Source organism: Rhizobium sp. R86522 (assembly GCF_042466255.1).
GTDB lineage: Bacteria > Pseudomonadota > Alphaproteobacteria > Rhizobiales > Rhizobiaceae > Allorhizobium.
This window is the reverse complement of sequence record NZ_JAXHBX010000001.1, coordinates 2,591,576-2,609,444: the sequence shown is the minus strand read 5'-3', so window position 1 is coordinate 2,609,444 and position 17,869 is coordinate 2,591,576. Positions and strand designations below refer to the sequence as shown.

At 61.9% G+C, this 17,869-nt stretch carries 20 protein-coding genes; 10 read left to right on the top strand and 10 right to left on the bottom strand.

Features of this window, described 5'->3' with window-relative positions; translation table 11 throughout:
- Positions 1-3 precede the first annotated feature (3 nt).
- Both ispH and SJY08_RS12760 read left to right on the top strand, forming a co-directional pair.
- Positions 4-1,002: a 4-hydroxy-3-methylbut-2-enyl diphosphate reductase gene (gene ispH / locus SJY08_RS12765; RefSeq protein ID WP_377278580.1), complete on the top strand. Its 999-nt coding sequence runs from the start codon at positions 4-6 to the stop codon at positions 1,000-1,002.
- 58 nt (positions 1,003-1,060) lie between these two features.
- Entirely contained in the window at positions 1,061-1,246 is a 186-nt protein-coding gene (locus SJY08_RS12760; RefSeq protein WP_377276053.1) for a hypothetical protein, read from the top strand.
- 14 nt (positions 1,247-1,260) lie between these two features.
- Here SJY08_RS12760 and SJY08_RS12755 read toward each other — a convergent pair whose 3' ends face one another.
- The gene (locus tag SJY08_RS12755) at positions 1,261-2,964 is read right to left on the bottom strand and encodes a putative bifunctional diguanylate cyclase/phosphodiesterase (RefSeq protein WP_377276051.1); all 1,704 of its coding nucleotides are present in this window, start codon (positions 2,962-2,964) and stop codon (positions 1,261-1,263) included.
- Between the two features lie 127 nt (positions 2,965-3,091).
- Here SJY08_RS12755 and SJY08_RS12750 point away from each other — a divergent pair, with 127 nt between their 5' ends.
- From SJY08_RS12750 to SJY08_RS12730, 5 genes are all read left to right on the top strand, one after another.
- A complete protein-coding gene (locus SJY08_RS12750) occupies positions 3,092-3,280 on the top strand; it encodes a type II toxin-antitoxin system HicA family toxin (protein WP_082347610.1) in 189 nt (62 codons plus the stop codon).
- Positions 3,281-3,284: 4 nt separating this feature from the next.
- Positions 3,285-3,719, top strand: a complete 435-nt coding sequence (locus SJY08_RS12745) for a type II toxin-antitoxin system HicB family antitoxin (RefSeq protein ID WP_377276048.1) — start codon at positions 3,285-3,287, stop codon at positions 3,717-3,719.
- Between the two features lie 117 nt (positions 3,720-3,836).
- Positions 3,837-4,802 carry a homoserine kinase gene (locus SJY08_RS12740; RefSeq protein WP_377276046.1) on the top strand — a complete coding sequence of 322 codons (966 nt, stop codon included), beginning with the start codon at positions 3,837-3,839 and terminating at the stop codon, positions 4,800-4,802.
- A complete protein-coding gene (gene rnhA, locus SJY08_RS12735; protein ID WP_006726778.1) occupies positions 4,799-5,269 on the top strand; it encodes a ribonuclease HI in 471 nt (156 codons plus the stop codon). Before SJY08_RS12740 ends, rnhA begins: the two co-directional genes overlap by 4 nt.
- A gap of 92 nt (positions 5,270-5,361) precedes the next feature.
- Positions 5,362-5,670, top strand: coding sequence for a Dabb family protein (locus SJY08_RS12730; RefSeq protein ID WP_054148958.1), 309 nt, complete (start codon positions 5,362-5,364; stop codon positions 5,668-5,670).
- Between the two features lie 67 nt (positions 5,671-5,737).
- Here SJY08_RS12730 and SJY08_RS12725 read toward each other — a convergent pair whose 3' ends face one another.
- Positions 5,738-6,229: a peroxiredoxin gene (locus SJY08_RS12725; RefSeq protein ID WP_069043894.1), complete on the bottom strand. Its 492-nt coding sequence runs from the start codon at positions 6,227-6,229 to the stop codon at positions 5,738-5,740.
- A 71-nt stretch (positions 6,230-6,300) separates the two neighbouring features.
- Positions 6,301-7,149 (bottom strand): protein-disulfide reductase DsbD domain-containing protein, encoded by an 849-nt coding sequence (locus SJY08_RS12720; protein ID WP_246727489.1) that lies wholly within the window; start codon positions 7,147-7,149, stop codon positions 6,301-6,303.
- Positions 7,150-7,336: 187 nt separating this feature from the next.
- Here SJY08_RS12720 and SJY08_RS12715 point away from each other — a divergent pair, with 187 nt between their 5' ends.
- Complete coding sequence (locus tag SJY08_RS12715) at positions 7,337-7,942, top strand: YqgE/AlgH family protein (RefSeq protein ID WP_069041963.1); 606 nt, start codon at positions 7,337-7,339, stop codon at positions 7,940-7,942.
- Positions 7,943-7,972: 30 nt separating this feature from the next.
- Here SJY08_RS12715 and SJY08_RS12710 read toward each other — a convergent pair whose 3' ends face one another.
- Both SJY08_RS12710 and SJY08_RS12705 read right to left on the bottom strand, forming a co-directional pair.
- Entirely contained in the window at positions 7,973-8,401 is a 429-nt protein-coding gene (locus SJY08_RS12710; protein WP_377276042.1) for a DUF1801 domain-containing protein, read from the bottom strand.
- Positions 8,398-9,249, bottom strand: a complete 852-nt coding sequence (locus SJY08_RS12705) for a GyrI-like domain-containing protein (protein WP_377276040.1) — start codon at positions 9,247-9,249, stop codon at positions 8,398-8,400. Before SJY08_RS12705 ends, SJY08_RS12710 begins: the two co-directional genes overlap by 4 nt.
- A 179-nt stretch (positions 9,250-9,428) precedes the next feature.
- Between SJY08_RS12705 and SJY08_RS12700 the strand changes: the two genes are divergently transcribed.
- On the top strand, positions 9,429-10,064 hold the full coding sequence (locus SJY08_RS12700; protein ID WP_377276038.1) for a LysE family translocator: 636 nt from the start codon (positions 9,429-9,431) through the stop codon (positions 10,062-10,064).
- 12 nt (positions 10,065-10,076) lie between these two features.
- Here SJY08_RS12700 and SJY08_RS12695 read toward each other — a convergent pair whose 3' ends face one another.
- The 4 genes from SJY08_RS12695 to thrC form a co-directional block, all read right to left on the bottom strand.
- Complete coding sequence (locus tag SJY08_RS12695) at positions 10,077-12,989, bottom strand: EAL domain-containing protein (protein WP_377276036.1); 2,913 nt, start codon at positions 12,987-12,989, stop codon at positions 10,077-10,079.
- Positions 12,986-13,597, bottom strand: a complete 612-nt coding sequence (locus SJY08_RS12690; protein WP_054151178.1) for a GNAT family N-acetyltransferase — start codon at positions 13,595-13,597, stop codon at positions 12,986-12,988. The genes SJY08_RS12695 and SJY08_RS12690 overlap by 4 nt, the downstream gene beginning before the upstream one ends.
- 61 nt (positions 13,598-13,658) lie before the next feature.
- A complete protein-coding gene (locus tag SJY08_RS12685) occupies positions 13,659-14,957 on the bottom strand; it encodes a pitrilysin family protein (protein WP_054151179.1) in 1,299 nt (432 codons plus the stop codon).
- 20 nt (positions 14,958-14,977) lie between these two features.
- The gene (thrC, locus tag SJY08_RS12680) at positions 14,978-16,384 is read right to left on the bottom strand and encodes a threonine synthase (RefSeq protein WP_069041958.1); all 1,407 of its coding nucleotides are present in this window, start codon (positions 16,382-16,384) and stop codon (positions 14,978-14,980) included.
- Positions 16,385-16,687: 303 nt separating this feature from the next.
- Between thrC and SJY08_RS12675 the strand changes: the two genes are divergently transcribed.
- Positions 16,688-17,242, top strand: coding sequence for a hypothetical protein (locus SJY08_RS12675; RefSeq protein ID WP_069041957.1), 555 nt, complete (start codon positions 16,688-16,690; stop codon positions 17,240-17,242).
- A 36-nt stretch (positions 17,243-17,278) separates the two neighbouring features.
- Here SJY08_RS12675 and SJY08_RS12670 read toward each other — a convergent pair whose 3' ends face one another.
- The gene (locus SJY08_RS12670; RefSeq protein WP_377276032.1) at positions 17,279-17,860 is read right to left on the bottom strand and encodes a helix-turn-helix domain-containing protein; all 582 of its coding nucleotides are present in this window, start codon (positions 17,858-17,860) and stop codon (positions 17,279-17,281) included.
- Positions 17,861-17,869 lie beyond the last annotated feature (9 nt).

Sequence of the window (17,869 nt, the reverse complement as noted above, 5' to 3'; positions counted from 1 at the left end):
ACCATGCACATGAACCGTCCCCCTCTGACGATCAGGCTCTGTGGCCCCCGCGGCTTCTGCGCCGGGGTTGATCGCGCGATCCAGATCGTCGTGCTCGCCTTGAAGCGTTACGGGGCGCCGGTTTATGTCCGCCATGAGATCGTCCACAACCGCTATGTCGTGGAAGGCCTGGAGGCCAAGGGCGCAATCTTCGTCGAGGAACTCGACGAAATCCCCGCCGAGCATCGCCAGCAACCGGTGGTCTTCTCAGCCCATGGCGTGCCGAAATCGGTGCCGGAAGATGCCGCAAGCCGCAACCTCTTCTATCTCGACGCCACCTGTCCGCTGGTCTCCAAGGTCCACAAGCAGGCCATGCGCCATGAGCGCCTCGGTCGCCATGTGATCCTGATCGGCCACGAAGGCCACCCGGAAGTCATCGGCACCATGGGCCAGCTGCCGCCCGGAAGCGTCTCGCTGATCGAAACGGTCGAGGATGCGGATGCCTACGAGCCCGCCAATCCCGACAATCTCGGCTATGTCACGCAGACGACGCTGTCCGTTGATGACACGGCAGGCGTCATCGCCCGCCTCATGGAGCGCTTCCCTAACCTGACGGCGCCCTCCGCCGATAGCATCTGCTACGCGACGACCAACCGCCAGGAAGCCGTAAAGCAAGCCGCCCCCGGCTGCGATCTCTTCATCGTCGTCGGCGCTCCCAATTCGTCGAACTCGAAGCGCCTCGTCGAAGTCGCCTTGAGGGCAGGGGCGACGCGCTCGATGCTGGTCCAGCGCGCATCCGAAATCGACTGGTCCGAAATCGGCGAGATCGGAACCCTCGGCATTTCCGCCGGCGCCTCAGCGCCTGAGGTCATCGTCGACGAGATCATCGATGCCTTCCGCCAGCGCTTCGATGCCAAGGTCGAACTGGCCATCACCGCGGAAGAAAACGAACATTTCCTCGTCAACCGCGAATTGCGCGATGTCGAACTGACACGAGAGGATATGGCCTGGGTCAATGGCTGACCTGCCGCGCAGTCTGAAATTTGAGTGCCTCCTGAAGCGCAAGTCTCCGAAGCTCGCCATGAAATTCGATGGCCTGATGGCTGAAACAAGATCGCGCTCGCAACTGGCCGGCTCACAGGCGCAGCTAGCCGCCAACAGCATAGATAAGGGCCGGCTGGCGGAAACTTTCGACTGCGCCTTTGGCAAGAAGCAGATTGCCGCCAAGACCAGAACCGGCCGACTTCTGCAACTCCGCGCGGACTAGCTTGAACACGGACGTCAGAGTCCGTTGACGCGGAGGGGTTTGCCGATCGTTCCAGCATTGTTGATGCATCTCAGCGCATCCTCTTTCCGCATCGGCCGACCATACAGATAACCCTGGCCTTCCTGGCAGCCGATATCGCGCAAGACGCTTTCTTGTTCGGGGCCCTCGATCCCCTCGGCCACCGTCCGCAAGCCCATTTCCGTGCTCATCGCGACGAGCGCGCGGGTAATTGCCGCGTCCGAGGTGCGCGTGCGAATGTCGCGGATGAAGCCTCGGTCAATCTTCAGGGTGGTCAGCGGGTAGCGCTGCAACGAACTCAGCGATGCAAAACCTGTCCCGAAATCGTCGAAGGCGACACCAACGCCGATATCGCGGATCGCCTTCAGAGCCTGGACGCTTGCGTCCGCATCGTTCAACGCCACCTCTTCGGTGATTTCCAGTTCCAGCCACTCCGGCGCCACCTGGTGGCGTTCCAGCGCATCGCTCACACGGTCGCATAGATGTGGCGACCGGAACTGTTGCGGGAAAAGATTGACGGCGATCCGGTATCGGCCGTCCTGCCGATTGAGGTCTGCCGCCATCTGGCAGGCCTCTTCGATGGTCCACCAGCCGATATCGCTGGCCAATGAGCTTTGCTCCAGGGAAGGCAGGAATGCGCCGGGCAAGAGGAGACCGAGGTCGGGATGGTTCCATCGGATCAGCGCTTCGAAACCGACCACTTTGCGCGTGCTCAGATCCACCTGTGGCTGGTAATAGATTTCGAGTTCATTCTTGTGCAACGCGCGGCGCAGCCGGTCGCGCATGTCGCGTTTGGCCTGGCTCTCGTTGCGCATGGATGTCTCGAAGAACCGATAGGCACGACCGCCGGCCGCCTTGGCGCGGTAGAGGGCAAAATCGGCCGATGCCAGCAATTCCTCGGCCTCACGTCCATGCGCGGGCGCAAGCGCGATGCCGATGCTCGCCCCCAGTTCCAGCTCCAGACCACCAAGGCTGAAGGGCTTGCGAAAGGCGTCGAGAATTCGCGCTGCCTCTCTTTTTGCAACGACCGGATCACCACTGTCGGGGAAGAGCACTGCAAACTCGTCGCCGCCGAGGCGTCCGATCACCGTCTTGTCGCCGAGCAGATAGGGCAGGCGCACCCCGACCGCTTGCAGGAGGCTGTCACCGACAAGATGGCCATGCATATCGTTGACGTCCTTGAAGCCGTCCAGATCAATCATCAGGAGAGAGCAGGCAGCACCCGACGACAGCTTTTCAGCAAGAACGGTCATGAATTCGTGGCGGTTTCGCAGGCCGGTCAGCGTGTCATGCGAGGCAAGGCGCATCAACCGCGCGTCGCGCTCGCGCCGCTCGGAGATGTCACGAATGGTGGCCCCGGCCCAGAATTCGCCCTCTGAAGTCCACATGGAAAGCGTGATCTCGATCGGAAATTCCGTTCCGTCGCTCTTCAGCGCGGACACTTCCACCGGTTTTCCCGCCAGCCCCGGCTTGGCGCCCGACGCAGCATTGGCCATGCCGGCTGAATGGGCGCCGCGCATGCGCTCTGGGATGATCATCGTGATCTGTCGGCCACGAACCTGCTCGGCTTCGTACCCGAACATGGCGCAGAATGCGGCATTGGCGAATCGGATGTCGCCTTGGCTGTCGACCACGATGAGCGCGAGGTTCATTGTCGCAGCAAAGTCATGTGCCAGGCGAGCAGTCGGAGGGAGATCCATTGCAACAGTCCCGCGTTGTTTCGGAAATGCTATCGGATCGACATTAGCAGTTCGTAAAGTGTTCGTCCAAGATCGGCACAGGGTGAGCATCTTGAGACATGCGCATCGAGTGTGTATAGTATTTAACATGAGGAGTTCAGCAGTTATCGCCGCGTTGAAAGCTGACGGGTGGTATGAAGTCTCCACCAAGGGCAGTCATGTGCAGTTCAAGCATGAGAAGAAGCCCGGCCGCGTCACTGTCCCTCATCCGAAGAGAGATCTGCCAATCGGCACCCTGAAAAATATCGAGAAACAGTCTTCGTTGAAGCTGAGGTGAGCTCATGCAGAATTTCATTGGCCTCATTCACAAGGATCCCGACAGCGATTACGGCGTCTCCTTCCCCGATTTCCCCGGTGTCGCCACGGCGGGTACGGATCTGGACGATGCACGCCGCATGGCGGAGGAAGCTCTGGCATTCCATGTCGAAGGCATGATTGAGGATGGTGAGGCCATTCCGGAGCCTTCGTCGCTCGAGGCAATCATGTCTGATCCTGGAAATAGCGATGCCGTGGCCGTTCTCATCCCGCTCAGAAGCCCCGCGAAAAAGGCGGTCCGCGTGAACATCACACTGGCCGAAGACCTCCTGCGTGCCATTGATGCCCATGCCGAGGCGCATGGTCTGACGCGCTCTGGCTTCTTAGCTCAAGCTGCGGATCGTCAGATGCACGACGATGATAATCCGGGGAACATGAAAGGCTATGCTCTTTCCAAGTAAGGAACTGACGGCGTCAGGCTTGCCATTTCCTGTGCCCCGTGTCGCAGCAGGGCTGGCATGGGCGCCGCGCCCGTTATAGGACTGCTGTCATCCCCGAAGCGGCACGGAACTTACGCTGTGGCAGTCTATACCGACATCAACGAAATCGACCTCAAGGCCTTTCTGGCGCAATACGACGCCGGCAAACTGCTCTCCTACAAGGGCATCGCCGAAGGCGTGGAGAATTCCAACTTCCTGCTGCACACCTCGAAGTCCCCGCTGATCCTGACGCTCTACGAGAAGCGGGTCGAAAAGTCCGACCTGCCCTTCTTTCTCGGCCTGATGCATCACCTCTCGGAGCGCGGGCTCAACTGCCCGCTGCCCCTGCCGCGCAAGGATGGCGAACTGCTCGGCGAACTCTCGGGCCGCCCGGCAGCGCTGATCTCCTTCCTTGAAGGCATGTGGCTGCGAAAGCCGGAAGCGCAGCACTGCCGCGAAGTCGGCGCCGCGCTTGCCAAGATGCACATCGCGGGCGAGGGCTTCGAGTTGACCCGCCCGAATGCGCTGTCGCTGGAGGGCTGGCAGATGCTCTGGGCGAAGTCGGAAGCGCGCGCCGACGAGGTGGAAGAGGGGCTGGAAGCCGAGATCGGCGCCGAGCTCGATGTCCTCGCCACCCACTGGCCGAAGGATCTGCCCGCTGGCGTCATCCATGCCGACCTGTTCCCGGATAACGTCTTCTTCCTCGGCGATCGGTTATCCGGCCTTATCGACTTCTATTTCGCCTGCAACGACCTCCTGGTCTACGACCTGTCGATCTGCCTGAATTCCTGGTGCTTCGAAAAGGACGGCGCCTACAACATCACCAAAGGCAAGGCGATGATCGAAGGGTACCAGTCCGTGCGCCCGCTGTCGCCCGCCGAAATCGAGGCCCTGCCCATCCTCTGCCGCGGATCTGCTCTCCGCTTCTTCCTGACCCGCCTCTATGACTGGCTGACGACGCCCGCCGGAGCGCTGGTGGTCAAGAAGGACCCGCTCGAATATCTGAAGAAGCTGCGCTTCCACCGCGCCGTTACCAATGCCTCGGAATACGGACTGATCGCATGAAACATGTCGAGATCTACACAGACGGCGCCTGTTCGGGCAATCCCGGCCCCGGCGGCTGGGGTGCTGTGCTGCGCTACGGCGAAACCGAGAAGGAGCTTTCCGGCGGCGAGGCCGACACCACCAACAACCGAATGGAGCTGCTCGCCACGATCACGGCGCTGAACGCGCTTAAAGACGCCTGCGAAGTCGACCTCTACACCGACAGCAAATATGTGATGGACGGCATCTCCAAGTGGATCTTCGGCTGGAAGAAGAATGGCTGGAAGACGGCCGACAAGAAGCCGGTGAAGAATGGCGAGCTGTGGCAGGCGCTTGACGTCGCCAACCAGCGCCACAAGGTGAAGTGGCACTGGGTCAAGGGCCATGCCGGCCACCCGGAGAACGAACGCGCCGACGAGCTTGCCCGTAAGGGCATGGAGCCGTTCAAGAAGTCGGGCGGCTTTCCCAAGTCCCTGATGGTGAAGTGATCGAAGGGGCGAGGAGGGCGCCACGCATCATCCCCTTGCCCTTTCCCCCGTTGACCCTATGCTCCCGTCAAAACAACATACGGGAGACATCCATGATCCAGCACTGCGTGTTCCTGCGCTTCAAGGCGGCCGTCCAGGAGGCCGAGAAGCAGGCGATCTATGCGGCCATTGCCGATCTGAAGGACGTGGTACCGGGCATGCTGGAGGTGAAGGCAGGGGCAAATGTCTCGCCGGAAGGGCTGGCAGGCGGCTACAATGACGGCTTCATCGTCACCTTCGAGGACGAGATGGTCCGCGACTACTATCTGAAGCATCCGAAGCATGTCGAAGTCGGCGAACGCATCGTCGGCGCAACCGATGGTGGCCTGGCCGGCATCCTCGTCTTCGATCTGGCGCACTGACGCTTCCCAAAACGAGAAGAGGCCCGGTTTCCCGAGCCTCTCCAGTTCTAAAAAATCTCTTGCTGTCTCAGGCGCTGAGCTGCTCGATCATCGTGGCGGCCGAGGAGACCGTTGCCTGGCCAGGGTTCTCTTCGATGTTGAGGCTCTTCAGCACGCCGTCCTCGACCAGCATCGAATAGCGCTTGGAGCGTACGCCGAGCCCGCCGCCCGACAGGTCGATGTCGAGGCCGAGCGCCTTGGTGAAGGAGGCGTCCCAGTCGGCGAGGAAATGGATCTTGCCCTGGCCACCCGAATGCTGCGCCCAGGCGCCCATGACATGCCAGTCGTTGACGGAGACGACGGCGATGTCGTCGACGCCACGCGCGATCAGCGCATCACGGTTTTCCAGGTAGCCCGGCAGGTGGTTCAGCGTGCAGGTGGGGGTAAACGCACCCGGAACGGCGAAGACGACGACCTTCTTCCCCGCAAACAGCTGTTCCGTGGTGATCTCCACCGGACCGTCAGCGGTCTTTTCCTTGAAGGTGGCCTGGGGCAGCTTGTCGCCAATGGCAATGGTCATGAAATCGTCCTCGCTTGGTTGCTCCATCCAGAACCCCTCCGAATGGCAATCGAGGCGAATATAGGAATGGGTCAATCAAAGGCAAGCGTGGTTTCCATGGCGCGGTCGCCGCTGACCACGAGAATTCCCCAGTGTTTGCCGGCAATCTTGTATTTCTTCGGCAGCTTGCCGATCGGCAATGTCAGAACCGTCTCGCCATCGGCGCCTCGGGAGGCGACGGAATCGACGAAGACATGGCCGCTCGGCCCGCTGACAAAGGCCTTCGGACTGTCGGCGCCAGCTGGCATCTTCAGCCGCACGACGAGCTCTCTGTGGCCGGCTCCCAGCTGGTGGTCGATGACGTGAAAGTCGGGAGAGGGACCTGGCGGCACCTGGGCCTGGGCCGAGCGGACGAGGGCGGTTTCGACGGCATTGGCGATCCCGTCTGCGTCTGGCGGCACGCTGAGATCGGCCTGGAAGGGGATGCAGATGTTTTGGCAGACTCCGACAAAGGCACTCAGCGTCACGCCGGTGTCATCAGGCGCATTCTTCAGGCGGAGCGGCAGGGTGACGGGTTGGTCATAGCCGACATCGGTCATCTCGTCGTTTGAGAGGACCTTCGGCACGGGAAAGCCGATGAGCTCAACGGTGTAGGACGCGCCCGGCTGAGGCGTGATTGCCGGAGGAATGCCGACATCGCCGGGCTCTTTCCAGTAGGTGATCCAGCCCGGTTTGGGCTCGATCACGAGCGCGCCGTGTCGCGTCCCGTCTGCCTCCTGGGGCAGCAGGATCAGGCGCATCCGTCCGCCTTCGTTCACCGCCCAGTCGCTGCTCGCCGCCAGCGCCGGCATGGCGGACACGAGCGAGAACAGGCCAAGGGCTGCTGCAACTACCGATGCGCGGCTGCTGCGAGAAAAGCCTCGGAGATGGGAACAAGACATCGCTGGGTTCATTTTGGAGATCATGCCTCCGGCTCTAGAAGATCGCTGTCGGCTTGGCCAGTCACGCTTGCTTCATGCCAATCATTTTGGGTTGATCGGAACCCGCTTCTGGCCCATCTTGAATGGGAGACTACATCAGAACCACGCGTGAAGCCGATTGCCGATAAGGCGAACTAAGGAGGCGGGCATGGCATTGTCGTCGAAAACCGATCTGAGAGAACGCGGCTTCCTCGATGGACAGCTGCTGATTGCCATGCCGGGCATGCCCGATGGCAACTTTGCCCGCGCGGTCGTCTATATCTGCGCCCATTCCGATGCCGGTGCCATGGGCTTCATCATCAACCGCTCGCAATCGGTGACCTTCGCGGATCTCCTCCTGCACCTGGAGCTGATCGACCGCAACGACGCGATCATGCTGCCCGATCACGCCCGCCATTTCCCGATCCAGTGCGGCGGCCCGGTCGAGCAGAACCGTGGCTTCGTGCTGCATTCCGACGATTATCTGTCGGACAGCTCCATCCCCGTCAGCGACGACATCTCGCTTACCGCCACGCTCGATATCGTCCGCGCCATTTCGGACGGGCGCGGTCCCCGCCACGCCACCATGCTGCTCGGCTATGCCGGCTGGGGCCCGGGGCAGCTGGAAGAAGAGATCGCCCAGAACGGCTGGCTGCATTGCGCTGCCACCGAAAGCCTGATCTTCGACCGCAGCCTCGACAACAAATACGACAGGGCACTCGCCTTGATGGGGATCAATCCGGCCATGCTGTCGATGGAGGCGGGGCACGCCTGAGGGCCAGGCGTCCTGGAGTTTTTCCTCCCGTTAGTTGCGAGAGCCTGTGCCTCTCTGCCGATGATAGGTCAAAGCCGCACTCAGGCAGAATAGCAACGGCGTCTGAGTTATTGTGCGGTCGGCAGGGATCACAAGTGCACGGTTTCCCTCGAACTTGAAATCTGCAGGAAATGCAGTGCGAGCCATGGCGATGAGGCTTGTCTTGCAGTTGAATAGCACCGCGCTGTCCTGGGGCGCCTCTCTGGTGGCGCCCAGCCGGATGGTGGTGCCGCTTCGGCTGAACTCGGTCAGGTAGGCGGGCTCGCCCCATTTGAGCGTTTCCGTCAGTGGACCGACATTTCCGATCTCTGCCGCGACCGTGAAGATCAACTGGCGGATCTCGAGGAGACGCCCCCGCACATGTTCCGGGTGGCGAGAGAGTGCGCGGTAAATGGCGTCCGGCACGGGCGGCACAGTCATGGCGCGGCTTTTAGCGGCAGGTGAATGTCTGCGCGCAGTGCCGCTTGCGGCACGTGACGCGGGTCGTTGAGATAGGCTTCGAAGATTGGCGCATCATCCGGCTCGTAACCGGAGGCGGGCAACCAAGTGCCAAGCAGCCAGCGATAGGCACCCCGCATGTCGGCATAGGGGCCCTTATAGCTGAGCTTCGCATAGCATCCGCCGCGCAGAACCGTCTCCACCAGCGGCGCATCAATGGCAACCGGATTGGCTATCGGCATGCAGGCCCGCGACCGCAGGGCGTGCTCTGGCCCGAAATCGGGATCGTCGAAAAACATGCCGATCATGGCAGGCTCCTCCGGTAGAAGAGATCGCTGGACAAGTTCGGCAAACAGTTTGCCCATGGCATGGTCGATCTTCATGTAGGACCCTGTGTGATCGATCCCGGCGCAGCGGCGCTCTGGCAAGGTCTCCACCGTCACGGGAAAACCGCGGCCGTCGCTGGCCATGCTCGCGGCCTTGAAAGCGGCGTGCGAGCCCATCTCGCGGTAAGCAGTCGGGCTCGTACCGAAGGCCTCCTTGAATGCCCGCCCGAAGCTGTCGGCAGAGCTGTAGCGGGCGCACCGGGTGATGGCCTGTATATCCGAATCGGAATTCGCGAGTTGATCAGCCGCACGCTGGAGCCTCAGCCGCCGGATCGTGGCAACAATTGTCTCTCCGCGCATGGCTGAATAGATGCGGCTCCAATGATAGGACGAAAGGCAGGCGACGTCCGCCAGACGGTCGAAAGAGAGATCATCGTCCAGATGGGTGTAGATGTAGTCGAGGACCCGATCGAGACGGTCGTGATAAGCTTTCTGGCGATGCATGATAACTCTCTGGCGTGATTGAAGTCGTCTGAAATCTTGCACGATCCCGACCGATAAATCCTGCGGAACTGGCCCATGCTTTGTCGTCGGCCCCAGTTGCAAGGCTTGCATCTCTCCACCTGAGAGGTCAATGTTCCGAGCGTCCGGCCATCCTGCCCAGATCACAGTGAGGCCCATCCATGCCTGCCGTCGAGATCCTCTTCGCTTTCTTCCTCACCACGACCGTCTTCGCCTTCATCCCGGGGCCCGCCATGCTCTATGTCGCGGCCCGCACGCTGGCTGCGGATCGCCGCGCGGGCCTGATGGCGACGCTTGGCATTCATGTCGGATGTTATGTGCATGTGGTGGCCGCCGCCGCAGGCCTGTCCATCCTTTTCCACCTGGTCCCCACGCTCTATGTCGCGGTGAAGCTCGCAGGCGCTGCCTATCTGATCTATCTCGGTGTCCGCATGTTCCGTGCCGCCCGCGCGGCTGGTGGCATGAGCGGCGCACTGCCGCCCGCAAAATCAGCAGGCCGTGCATTCCTGGAGAGCATGCTTGTTGAAGTACTCAACCCGAAGACGGCGATTTTCTTCCTGGCCTTCCTGCCGCAGTTCATCGATGCGACGGCAGGCTTTCCAGTCTGGCTGCAGTTCCTGATCCTCGGCACGCTGGTCAATGCGATGTTCACCATCGCCGATATTGTCTGCGTCCTGACGGCCGGCGCGATCACCGCGCGTCTATCACGGGTCTCGGCGCTGCAGCGCAATCTGCAAAGGGTAGGGGGCGCGATCCTCGTCGGGCTGGGCCTCCAGGTCGCCTTCCAACGCACGTGAGGCCCTTCCGCCTCACGCCCGCTTCATCAGCGGAAACCGTTCCTTGAGCAACCTGAGCACCGATTCCGAACCCAGCGGCGGGCCGAACAGATAGCTCTGGCCGAAGTCGCAGCCCATCATCGCAAGGTCTGCGGCGTCCTGGTCGGTCTGGATGCCCTCGGCCACCACCTGCATGTCGAGCCCGCGCGCCATCGAGACGACGGAGCGTAACAGCACGGACTTCTTGTCCGACTGGTCGCAGACCAGCGCCTTGTCGAGCTTGATTGTGTCGAAGGGGAAGCGGGTGAGATAGGCAAGCGAGGAATAGCCGGTGCCGAAGTCGTCGAGCGCCAGGCTGATGCCCGTATCCTTCAGCTTTTCCAGCATCAGGCGCGCCTGTTCCGGGTTTTCCATCACCACGCTTTCGGTCAGCTCCAGCTTGATCCGCTTCGGATCGCACTGCGTCTTCACCAGCATGGCGCGGATGTCGTTGTAGATCTCGCTCGAGATCAGCTGCGCCGAAGAGAGGTTGACCGAGACGAAGATCGGCAGTTCGCCCGTCTGGCGTTCCCAGTCCATCAGGTCACCCGATGCGCGCTCCAGCGCGAACATGCCGAGTGGCTCGATCAGGTCCGACATTTCCGCGATCGGAATGAACTCCGTCGGCGAGATGTTGCCGCGCTTCGGATGATCCCAGCGCATCAGGGCCTCGAAGCCGGCGATCTCGCCATTCGCAAGCCTGACGATCGGCTGATAGGCCATCGACAGCTCCTTGCGCTCGATGGCGCGGCGGAGATCCGTCTCCAGCTGTAGGCGGTCGGTGCTGACGGTGCGGAAGGCCGGACGGAAGGGCTCGACGCGATTGCCACCTGATCGTTTCGCCCGGTACATGGCAAGCTCCGCGTCGGCGAGCAGGCTGGCCGCGCTCTCTTGCTGGTCGACCCAGGACACGAGGCCGATCGAGGCTGTCAGGCTGATCTCGCGATTGGCGAAATTCAGCGGCACCATGATCGCCTTGGAAATGGCATCCGCAAAGTCGGCGATCTTGGCCGGATCCTTTTCCGACACCAGGATCAGCCCGAACTCGTCGCCGGAAAGGCGCGCCAACGTATCCTGCGGCTTCAGGAGCCGGCGCAGACGACGTGTGATGGCGATCAGGATGTTGTCGCCGGCCGCGATGCCAAGCGCGTCATTGACCTGCTTGTAGCGATCGATGTCGATCGCGAGTACGGTAGGCCGCACGCTCTCTGATGTCGAGGCCAGCGACAGGATCGCCTGCAGCCGGTCGAGGAAGACCTCGCGGTTCGGCAGGCCCGTCAGATTATCGTGCATGGCATCGACCAGCAGCCGGTCGATCGAGTTCTTCTGCTCGGTCACGTCGATGATCGTGCCGACGCAACGGATGACTTCGCCGTTCGAACCGAGCACCGGCCGCGCCCGGATCTTCAGCCAGTGGAAGTGGCCGTCCTCGGCACGAATGCGGAATTCATGGCTGAGGCGACCCTTGCGGTGTTCGAGCAGCACGTCGAGCGTCGCACGAAAGCGGTCCCGGTCGTCGGGATGCAGGCGCGGCAGCCAGTTGCGTGCCGGACCGTGCATGGTGCCGGGCGACAGGCCGAGACGTATCGAAACATCAGGGCTCGTCACCACGCGGTCGCGCGCCACGTCCCAGTCCCAGACTGTGTCGCCGGAACCGGTGAGCGCAAGCGACTGGCGTTCGAGATCGGAGAACAGTCCCTGCTGATAGGCGCCGCCGGCAAAGGCGTGCTGCATGACCGTAAATCCGATCAAGAGAACGATGAGAACAAGACCACCGCCAAGCGCCGGCTGGATGATGTCGTTGTCGAGCTGTCCGGTCACGGTCAACCAGCCGGCGAAGAGCCAGACCAGGATCAGGGCCCAGGTCGGCACCAGAAGCACGGCGCGGTCGTAGCGATTGAAGCCGAGATAAATGATCAGCCCGATGCCGACGACGCCGGTCAGTGCGAAGGAGACGCGCGCGATGCCGGCAGCAATCGATGGGTCGAAGATCGCCACGCCGAAGAGCACGGTAAGGCCGAGCATCCAGGCAAGCGTCGCGTAGCCCAGATGCACATGCCAGCGGTTGAGGTTGAGATAGGTGAAGAGGAAGATGACCAGCGACGAGGCAAGCGCCACTTCCGCTCCGGCGCGCCACATTCGGATGTCGGACGAGGTGAGCGAGATCAGCTTTTCGAGGAAGCCGAAGTCGACGCAGATATAGGCGAGAACCGCCCAGGCAAGCGCTGCCGCGGCCGGCAGCATCGACGTTCCCTTGACCACGAAAAGGATCGTCAGGAACACCGCGAGCAGACCGGCAATGCCGAGCACGATACCGCGATAGAGCGTGAACGCGTTGACTGTATCCTTGTACGCATCCGGCTCCCAGAGATAGATCTGCGGCAATTCCGGTGTAGCAAGTTGGGCGACGAAGGTGATTACGGTGCCCGGATTGAGCGTGATACGGAAGACGTCGGCGTCGGGACTCGGCACGCGGTCGAGCGCGAAGCCTTCCGATGGCGTGATCGCCATGATGCGCTGGGAGCCGAGATCCGGCCAGAACATCCTGGAACCGGAAAGACGGAAATGCGGTGCGACGATCACGCGCTCCAGCTGTTCTTCCGAGACATTGGCGAGCGCAAAGACAGCCCAGTCGCCCTGATGCTCCTCGGAGCTCGAACGCACCTCGATGCGCCGGCGAATGCCGTCGGCACCGGCGGCGGTCGAAACCTGGAAGGCCTCGCCCTGGTTCGTGTAGATCTCGGTGGTTGCCGTCAGGTCGAGGGCAGTGTCGTCGCGCGCAATCTTCACCGGCTCGACGGCGAATGCCGCCGATGCGGCGAGGCACAGATATGCTGTCGTAAGCGCAGCAATCCACAGGGCGGCGAGGCGAGGCACGGCGCGCGAAAGGGTTCGGGTATTCGTCATGAGGGCGTCTTGCCGTTCCGCGCCTTATGGCCGCCGATCCGGGAATACAGCAGATGGTCGCGCCATTCCCCGTTGATTTTCAGATAATCGCGCAAAAGACCTTCCCGCTCAAATCCCGCTTTTTCGAGTAGCCTCAGGCTGTTGACGTTGTCCGGAATACAGGCTGCTTCGATACGGTGCAACTCGAGTGGCCCGAAGATGTAGGGAATAGCCAGCTGAAGTGCGGCAAACATGTGGCCCTGGCCGGCATGACGTTCGCCCATCCAGTAGCCAATCATGCAGCTTTGTGCCGCTCCGCGGCGGATGAGACCGATGGTGAGCCCGCCCAGCAAGGTGTCCTCGGCCCGATCGAAGACAAAGAAGGGCACTGCCATGCCGGAGTGAAATTCCTGTTCATTACGCAGCACACGCTGCCGAAACGCGCGCTCGGTCAGCTCGTCGGTGCGCCAGGACGGCTCCCATGGCTGCAGAAATGCACGGCTCTCTTTGCGCAACTGGTGCCATTGCTCGAAATCGCGGAAGCGGGGCAGGCGAAGGAGGAGTCGTTCGCTGGTGATTTCCGGCATATCCGGCTGCCGGGACAGAAACCGAAACACCGAGCGCGTCATCGTCAATCCCCAAGCGATGTCCGGCGGGGTCCCCGCCGGTCGCAGTCTGTGCCGGCGGCCCTTAGCCGACGGCCTTGCGGATACCGGCAGGCTGTGTCGTCAGCGCGCCTCTGATATCGTCGAGCGGAACCAGATGATCGACCGGGCCAATGGCCGATAGCGTCGGAACCGTGTCGAAGAACAGCCGACCGGCAAGGTCCGTCAGGCGTTCGGTGGTGATGCCGGCAAGCCGTTCCATCATTTCCTGGTTAGGAATGGTGCGTCCGTAGAGCATCATCTGCCGGGCGATCTGACCGGCGCGGGCAGCCGGGCTCTCCTGGCCCATCAGAAGCTGGGCGCGGATCTGCGCCCGCGAACGCTCGATTTCCTGCTGGTCGATGCGGTCGGAGACCTTGCGCAGCTCATCGATGATCACGGGCACCAGTTCCGGCAGGTTCTCGCCGCCGGTCGCGGCATGGATGCCGAAAATGCCGGTATCCGAAAAGCCCCAGTGGAAGGCGTAGACCGAATAGCACAGGCCACGGATCTCGCGCACTTCCTGGAACAGCCGCGAAGACATGCCGCCACCGAGAATGTTGGCGAGGATCTGCGAGCAGTAGAAGTCGCGCATGTGATAGGCCTTGCCCTCGAAGCCGAGCAGGACCTGGGTATCCATCAGGTCGCGTTCTTCACGCGACTCGCCACCGGTGTAGTGGGCGGCATCCATCACCGGCGTCGCAGACGGCTTTGTCGGCAGCGAGGCGAAACGCTGCTCCACCTGCTTGACGAAGGCATCGTGGTCGACCTTGCCGGCAGCCACGACGAACATCCGGTCGGTCGTGTAGTTGCGCGACAGATAGGCGCGGATCTGGTCGCTGGAGAAGGACTGCACCGTCTCGGGCGTGCCGAGAATGCTGCGGCCGATCGTCTGGCCGCGATAGGCCTGTTCGGAGAAACGGTCGAAGACCACGTCGTCTGGGGTATCGTCGGCTGCGCCGATTTCCTGCAGGATGACGTGTTTTTCGCGCTCCAGTTCCTCTTCGTCGAAGACGCTGTCGGTCAGGATGTCGGCGAGAATATCGACCGCGAGCGGAACATTGTCCTTCAGCACGCGGGCGTAATAGGACGTCGTTTCCGTCGAGGTGGCGGCGTTCACTTCGCCGCCGACATTCTCGATCTGCTCGGCGATCTGCCGGGCCGTGCGCGTATTCGTACCCTTGAACGCCATATGCTCGAGCAGATGCGCAATGCCATGCTCGGCTTCGGTCTCGTTACGCGAGCCGGACTTGATCCAGGTTCCGAGAGCCACGCTTTCCAGATGGGGCATGTTTTCGGTTACGACAGTCAAACCCGATGGAAGCCGGGTGCACTCAACATTCATGGTCCGTCTTTCCGCACTTCCTACCTGACTGCTCGCGCCTGTTTGCTGACAAAGCTTTCGATGGCTTTCAGTTCCGCGGGCAGGACTTCGAAGCGCTCCTCCCTGTCCATCAGATCAGCAAGCCACGCCGGAAGCGCGGGGTCAATACCGGAGGCCGATTTTACTGCCGCCGGGAACTTGGCCGGATGGGCCGTCGCCAGCACAACCATCGGGCTTTGCGGCTTTTCGAACTTGCTTGCCACATGCACGCCGACGGCCGTATGCGGGTCGAGCAGGTAGCCGGTCTCGTCGAGAACGGTGCGGATCGTCTTCGCCACTTCCTTCTGCGTCGCGCGCCCGGCGCGGAAATCCTTGCGGATGAACTTCAGTGCTTCCGGCTGGATCTCGAAGGCGCCGGACTGCTTCAGTCCCTCCATCGCCGAACGGATCGCGGAAGCATCGCGCCCATAGGCCTCGAACAGCAGGCGTTCGAAGTTCGACGAGATCTGGATGTCCATTGACGGCGAGGTGGTCGCCGAGACGCCCTTCATCTCGTAGCGGCCCGTTTTCATCGTGCGCGCCAGGATGTCGTTGTCATTGGTGGCAATGACCAGCTTGTCGATCGGCAGGCCCATCTTCTTGGCGACATAACCGGCAAAGATATCGCCGAAATTGCCCGTTGGCACCGTGAAGGACACCTTCCGGTCGGGGGCGCCGAGCGCGACTGCAGAGGTGAAGTAGTAGACCACCTGCGCCATGATGCGCGCCCAGTTGATCGAGTTGACGCCGGAAAGACCGACGCGATCGCGGAACGGTACGTCGTTAAACATCGCCTTCACCAGGTTCTGGCAGTCGTCGAAATTGCCTTCGACGGCGATGGCATGCACGTTTTCGTCCTGCGACGAGGTCATCTGGCGCTGCTGCACCGGCGAAACCTTGCCATGCGGGAAAAGGATGAAGATGTCGGTGCGCGCACGACCCGCAAAGGCGTCGATCGCAGCCCCACCGGTGTCACCTGAGGTCGCGCCGACGATCGTTGCCCGCTCGCCGCGTTTTTCGAGAACATGGTCCATCAGGCGGGCGAGCAGCTGCATCGCCACGTCCTTGAAGGCGAGCGTCGTGCCATGGAAGAGCTCGAGCACGAAGGAATTCGGCCCCGTCTGCACCAGCGGTGCGACGGCCGGATGCTTGAAGGTCGAATAAGCCTCGTCGATCATCGCGCGGAAGGTGTCGGGCTCGATCTCCCCGTTCGTAAAGGGCAGGAGCACCTCGAAGGCGACCTCTTCATAGGACTTGCCGCGCAACCCGCGGATCGCCTTTTTCGACATCTGCGGCCATTCGCGCGGCACATAGAGCCCGCCGTCCCGGGCAAGGCCTGCCAGAAGTGCGTCACAAAAGCCGAGGCTCGGAGCCTCGCCGCGGGTCGAAACATATTCCACGTCGCTCATCCCTAAAGTTTAAGAATTTGGAGCCGAAGCCGCCGTCAAACCTATGGCGTTTCGGATAAAGAGGTTTGCCCGTTTGCGCCAGTGCACCGGCCAGGATTTCGCAAGCCCGGCAGTCGTGCATTCACGCGCTGATACCGAGACTCCTGCCGGCTCTCGAAGGTCCATCGAAAATTGAAGCAAATTGCCGGCTACCCAATCGATTTTTGTCGTGGCCGCTGGTATAGACCATCCGCGAGGGCGCTGAAAAGCCTCAAGTTTGACTGTTTTTCGGCCTCGGGCCGAGCATGCGGAAGGTGAAGTCTCGTGTCTGTAAACGTGTCGCGCGGTGTGATCGCCGTTTCGCTGATGATGGTTCTTTCGGGCTGCAACGCCGGCGGTCTCGGCAGTGGCCTCGGCCTTTCGCCGTCGGAGCCAGGCAACGCGGCTGCAGCCGCAACTCAGCAGGCTTTCGTGCAGGGCTTCTGCCCGCAGATTTCACTGCGTGACGGAACCGCCGCCTATCGCACCTATGCGCGCGGCAAGGACGGCGATGCCGAACAGGTCATCTTCCAGGCCTCGCTCGCCGACACCACGCGCTCCTGCGCTCGCACCGAAACATCGCTCACGATCAATGCGCTTGTTCAGGGTCGCCTCGTCGCAGGCCCGCAGGGCAAGGCCGGCACGATCAATCTGCCGGTGCGCGTCACCGTCGTGGATGGCGGTCAGGAAGTCTTCAACGAAGTCGAGCAGTATGCCGTCACACTTGCCGATGTGAACCAGCCGACGCAGTTCATCTACAGCAAGGTGGCAACCGTTCCCGGCAATATCTCCGGCACGGCCCGCGTCTTCATCGGCTTCGAACAGCCGAAGAAGAAGTAAGTTCCCGAGGACGGCGTCGGATCTGAAGATCGGCGCCTAGCCCCGCCGCGTCAGGGCCACCAGATAGCGGGTTGCCTGGTCGCTGGCGTTGACGAACACGCAATCGCTGGGCGCGCCGAGTTGCAGGCAGTCACCCGTCAAAAGCTGATGGCTGCGTGTGCCTTCCATAAAGTCGAGGCGACCTTCGAGCACGTAGATCTGCTGGTGCTGGAAGCTGAAGGCAGAGGCCGGGTAGGGCACTCGGACGCCAGGCGGCAAGACCACTTCCAGCAATTCAAGCTGGCCTCCGTTTCCAGGGGAAAGCGTCCGCCGCGTATAGCCCGTATCCGGATCGATCCAGAGCGGTTGCTCGTTGTGGCGCGCCAGTCGATCCCCCTCGCGTTCGGCGAGCGCAAGAAGAACCGAGAGCGGCAGGCCGAAGGCGCCGGAGAGGCGGCCGAGCACGGTTGCCGTCGGGCTCGCTTCGCAGCGCTCCACCTTGCTGATCATTGCCTTGGAGACGCCCGAACGCGCCGCAAGCTCGGCAAGCGACCAGCCGCGTGTTTCCCGCTCCAGCCGGATCCGCTCGGCGATCGCCCGCGCCTGACGGTCCTCGTCGTGAACATCGTTTCTCTGCACCGTGTTTTT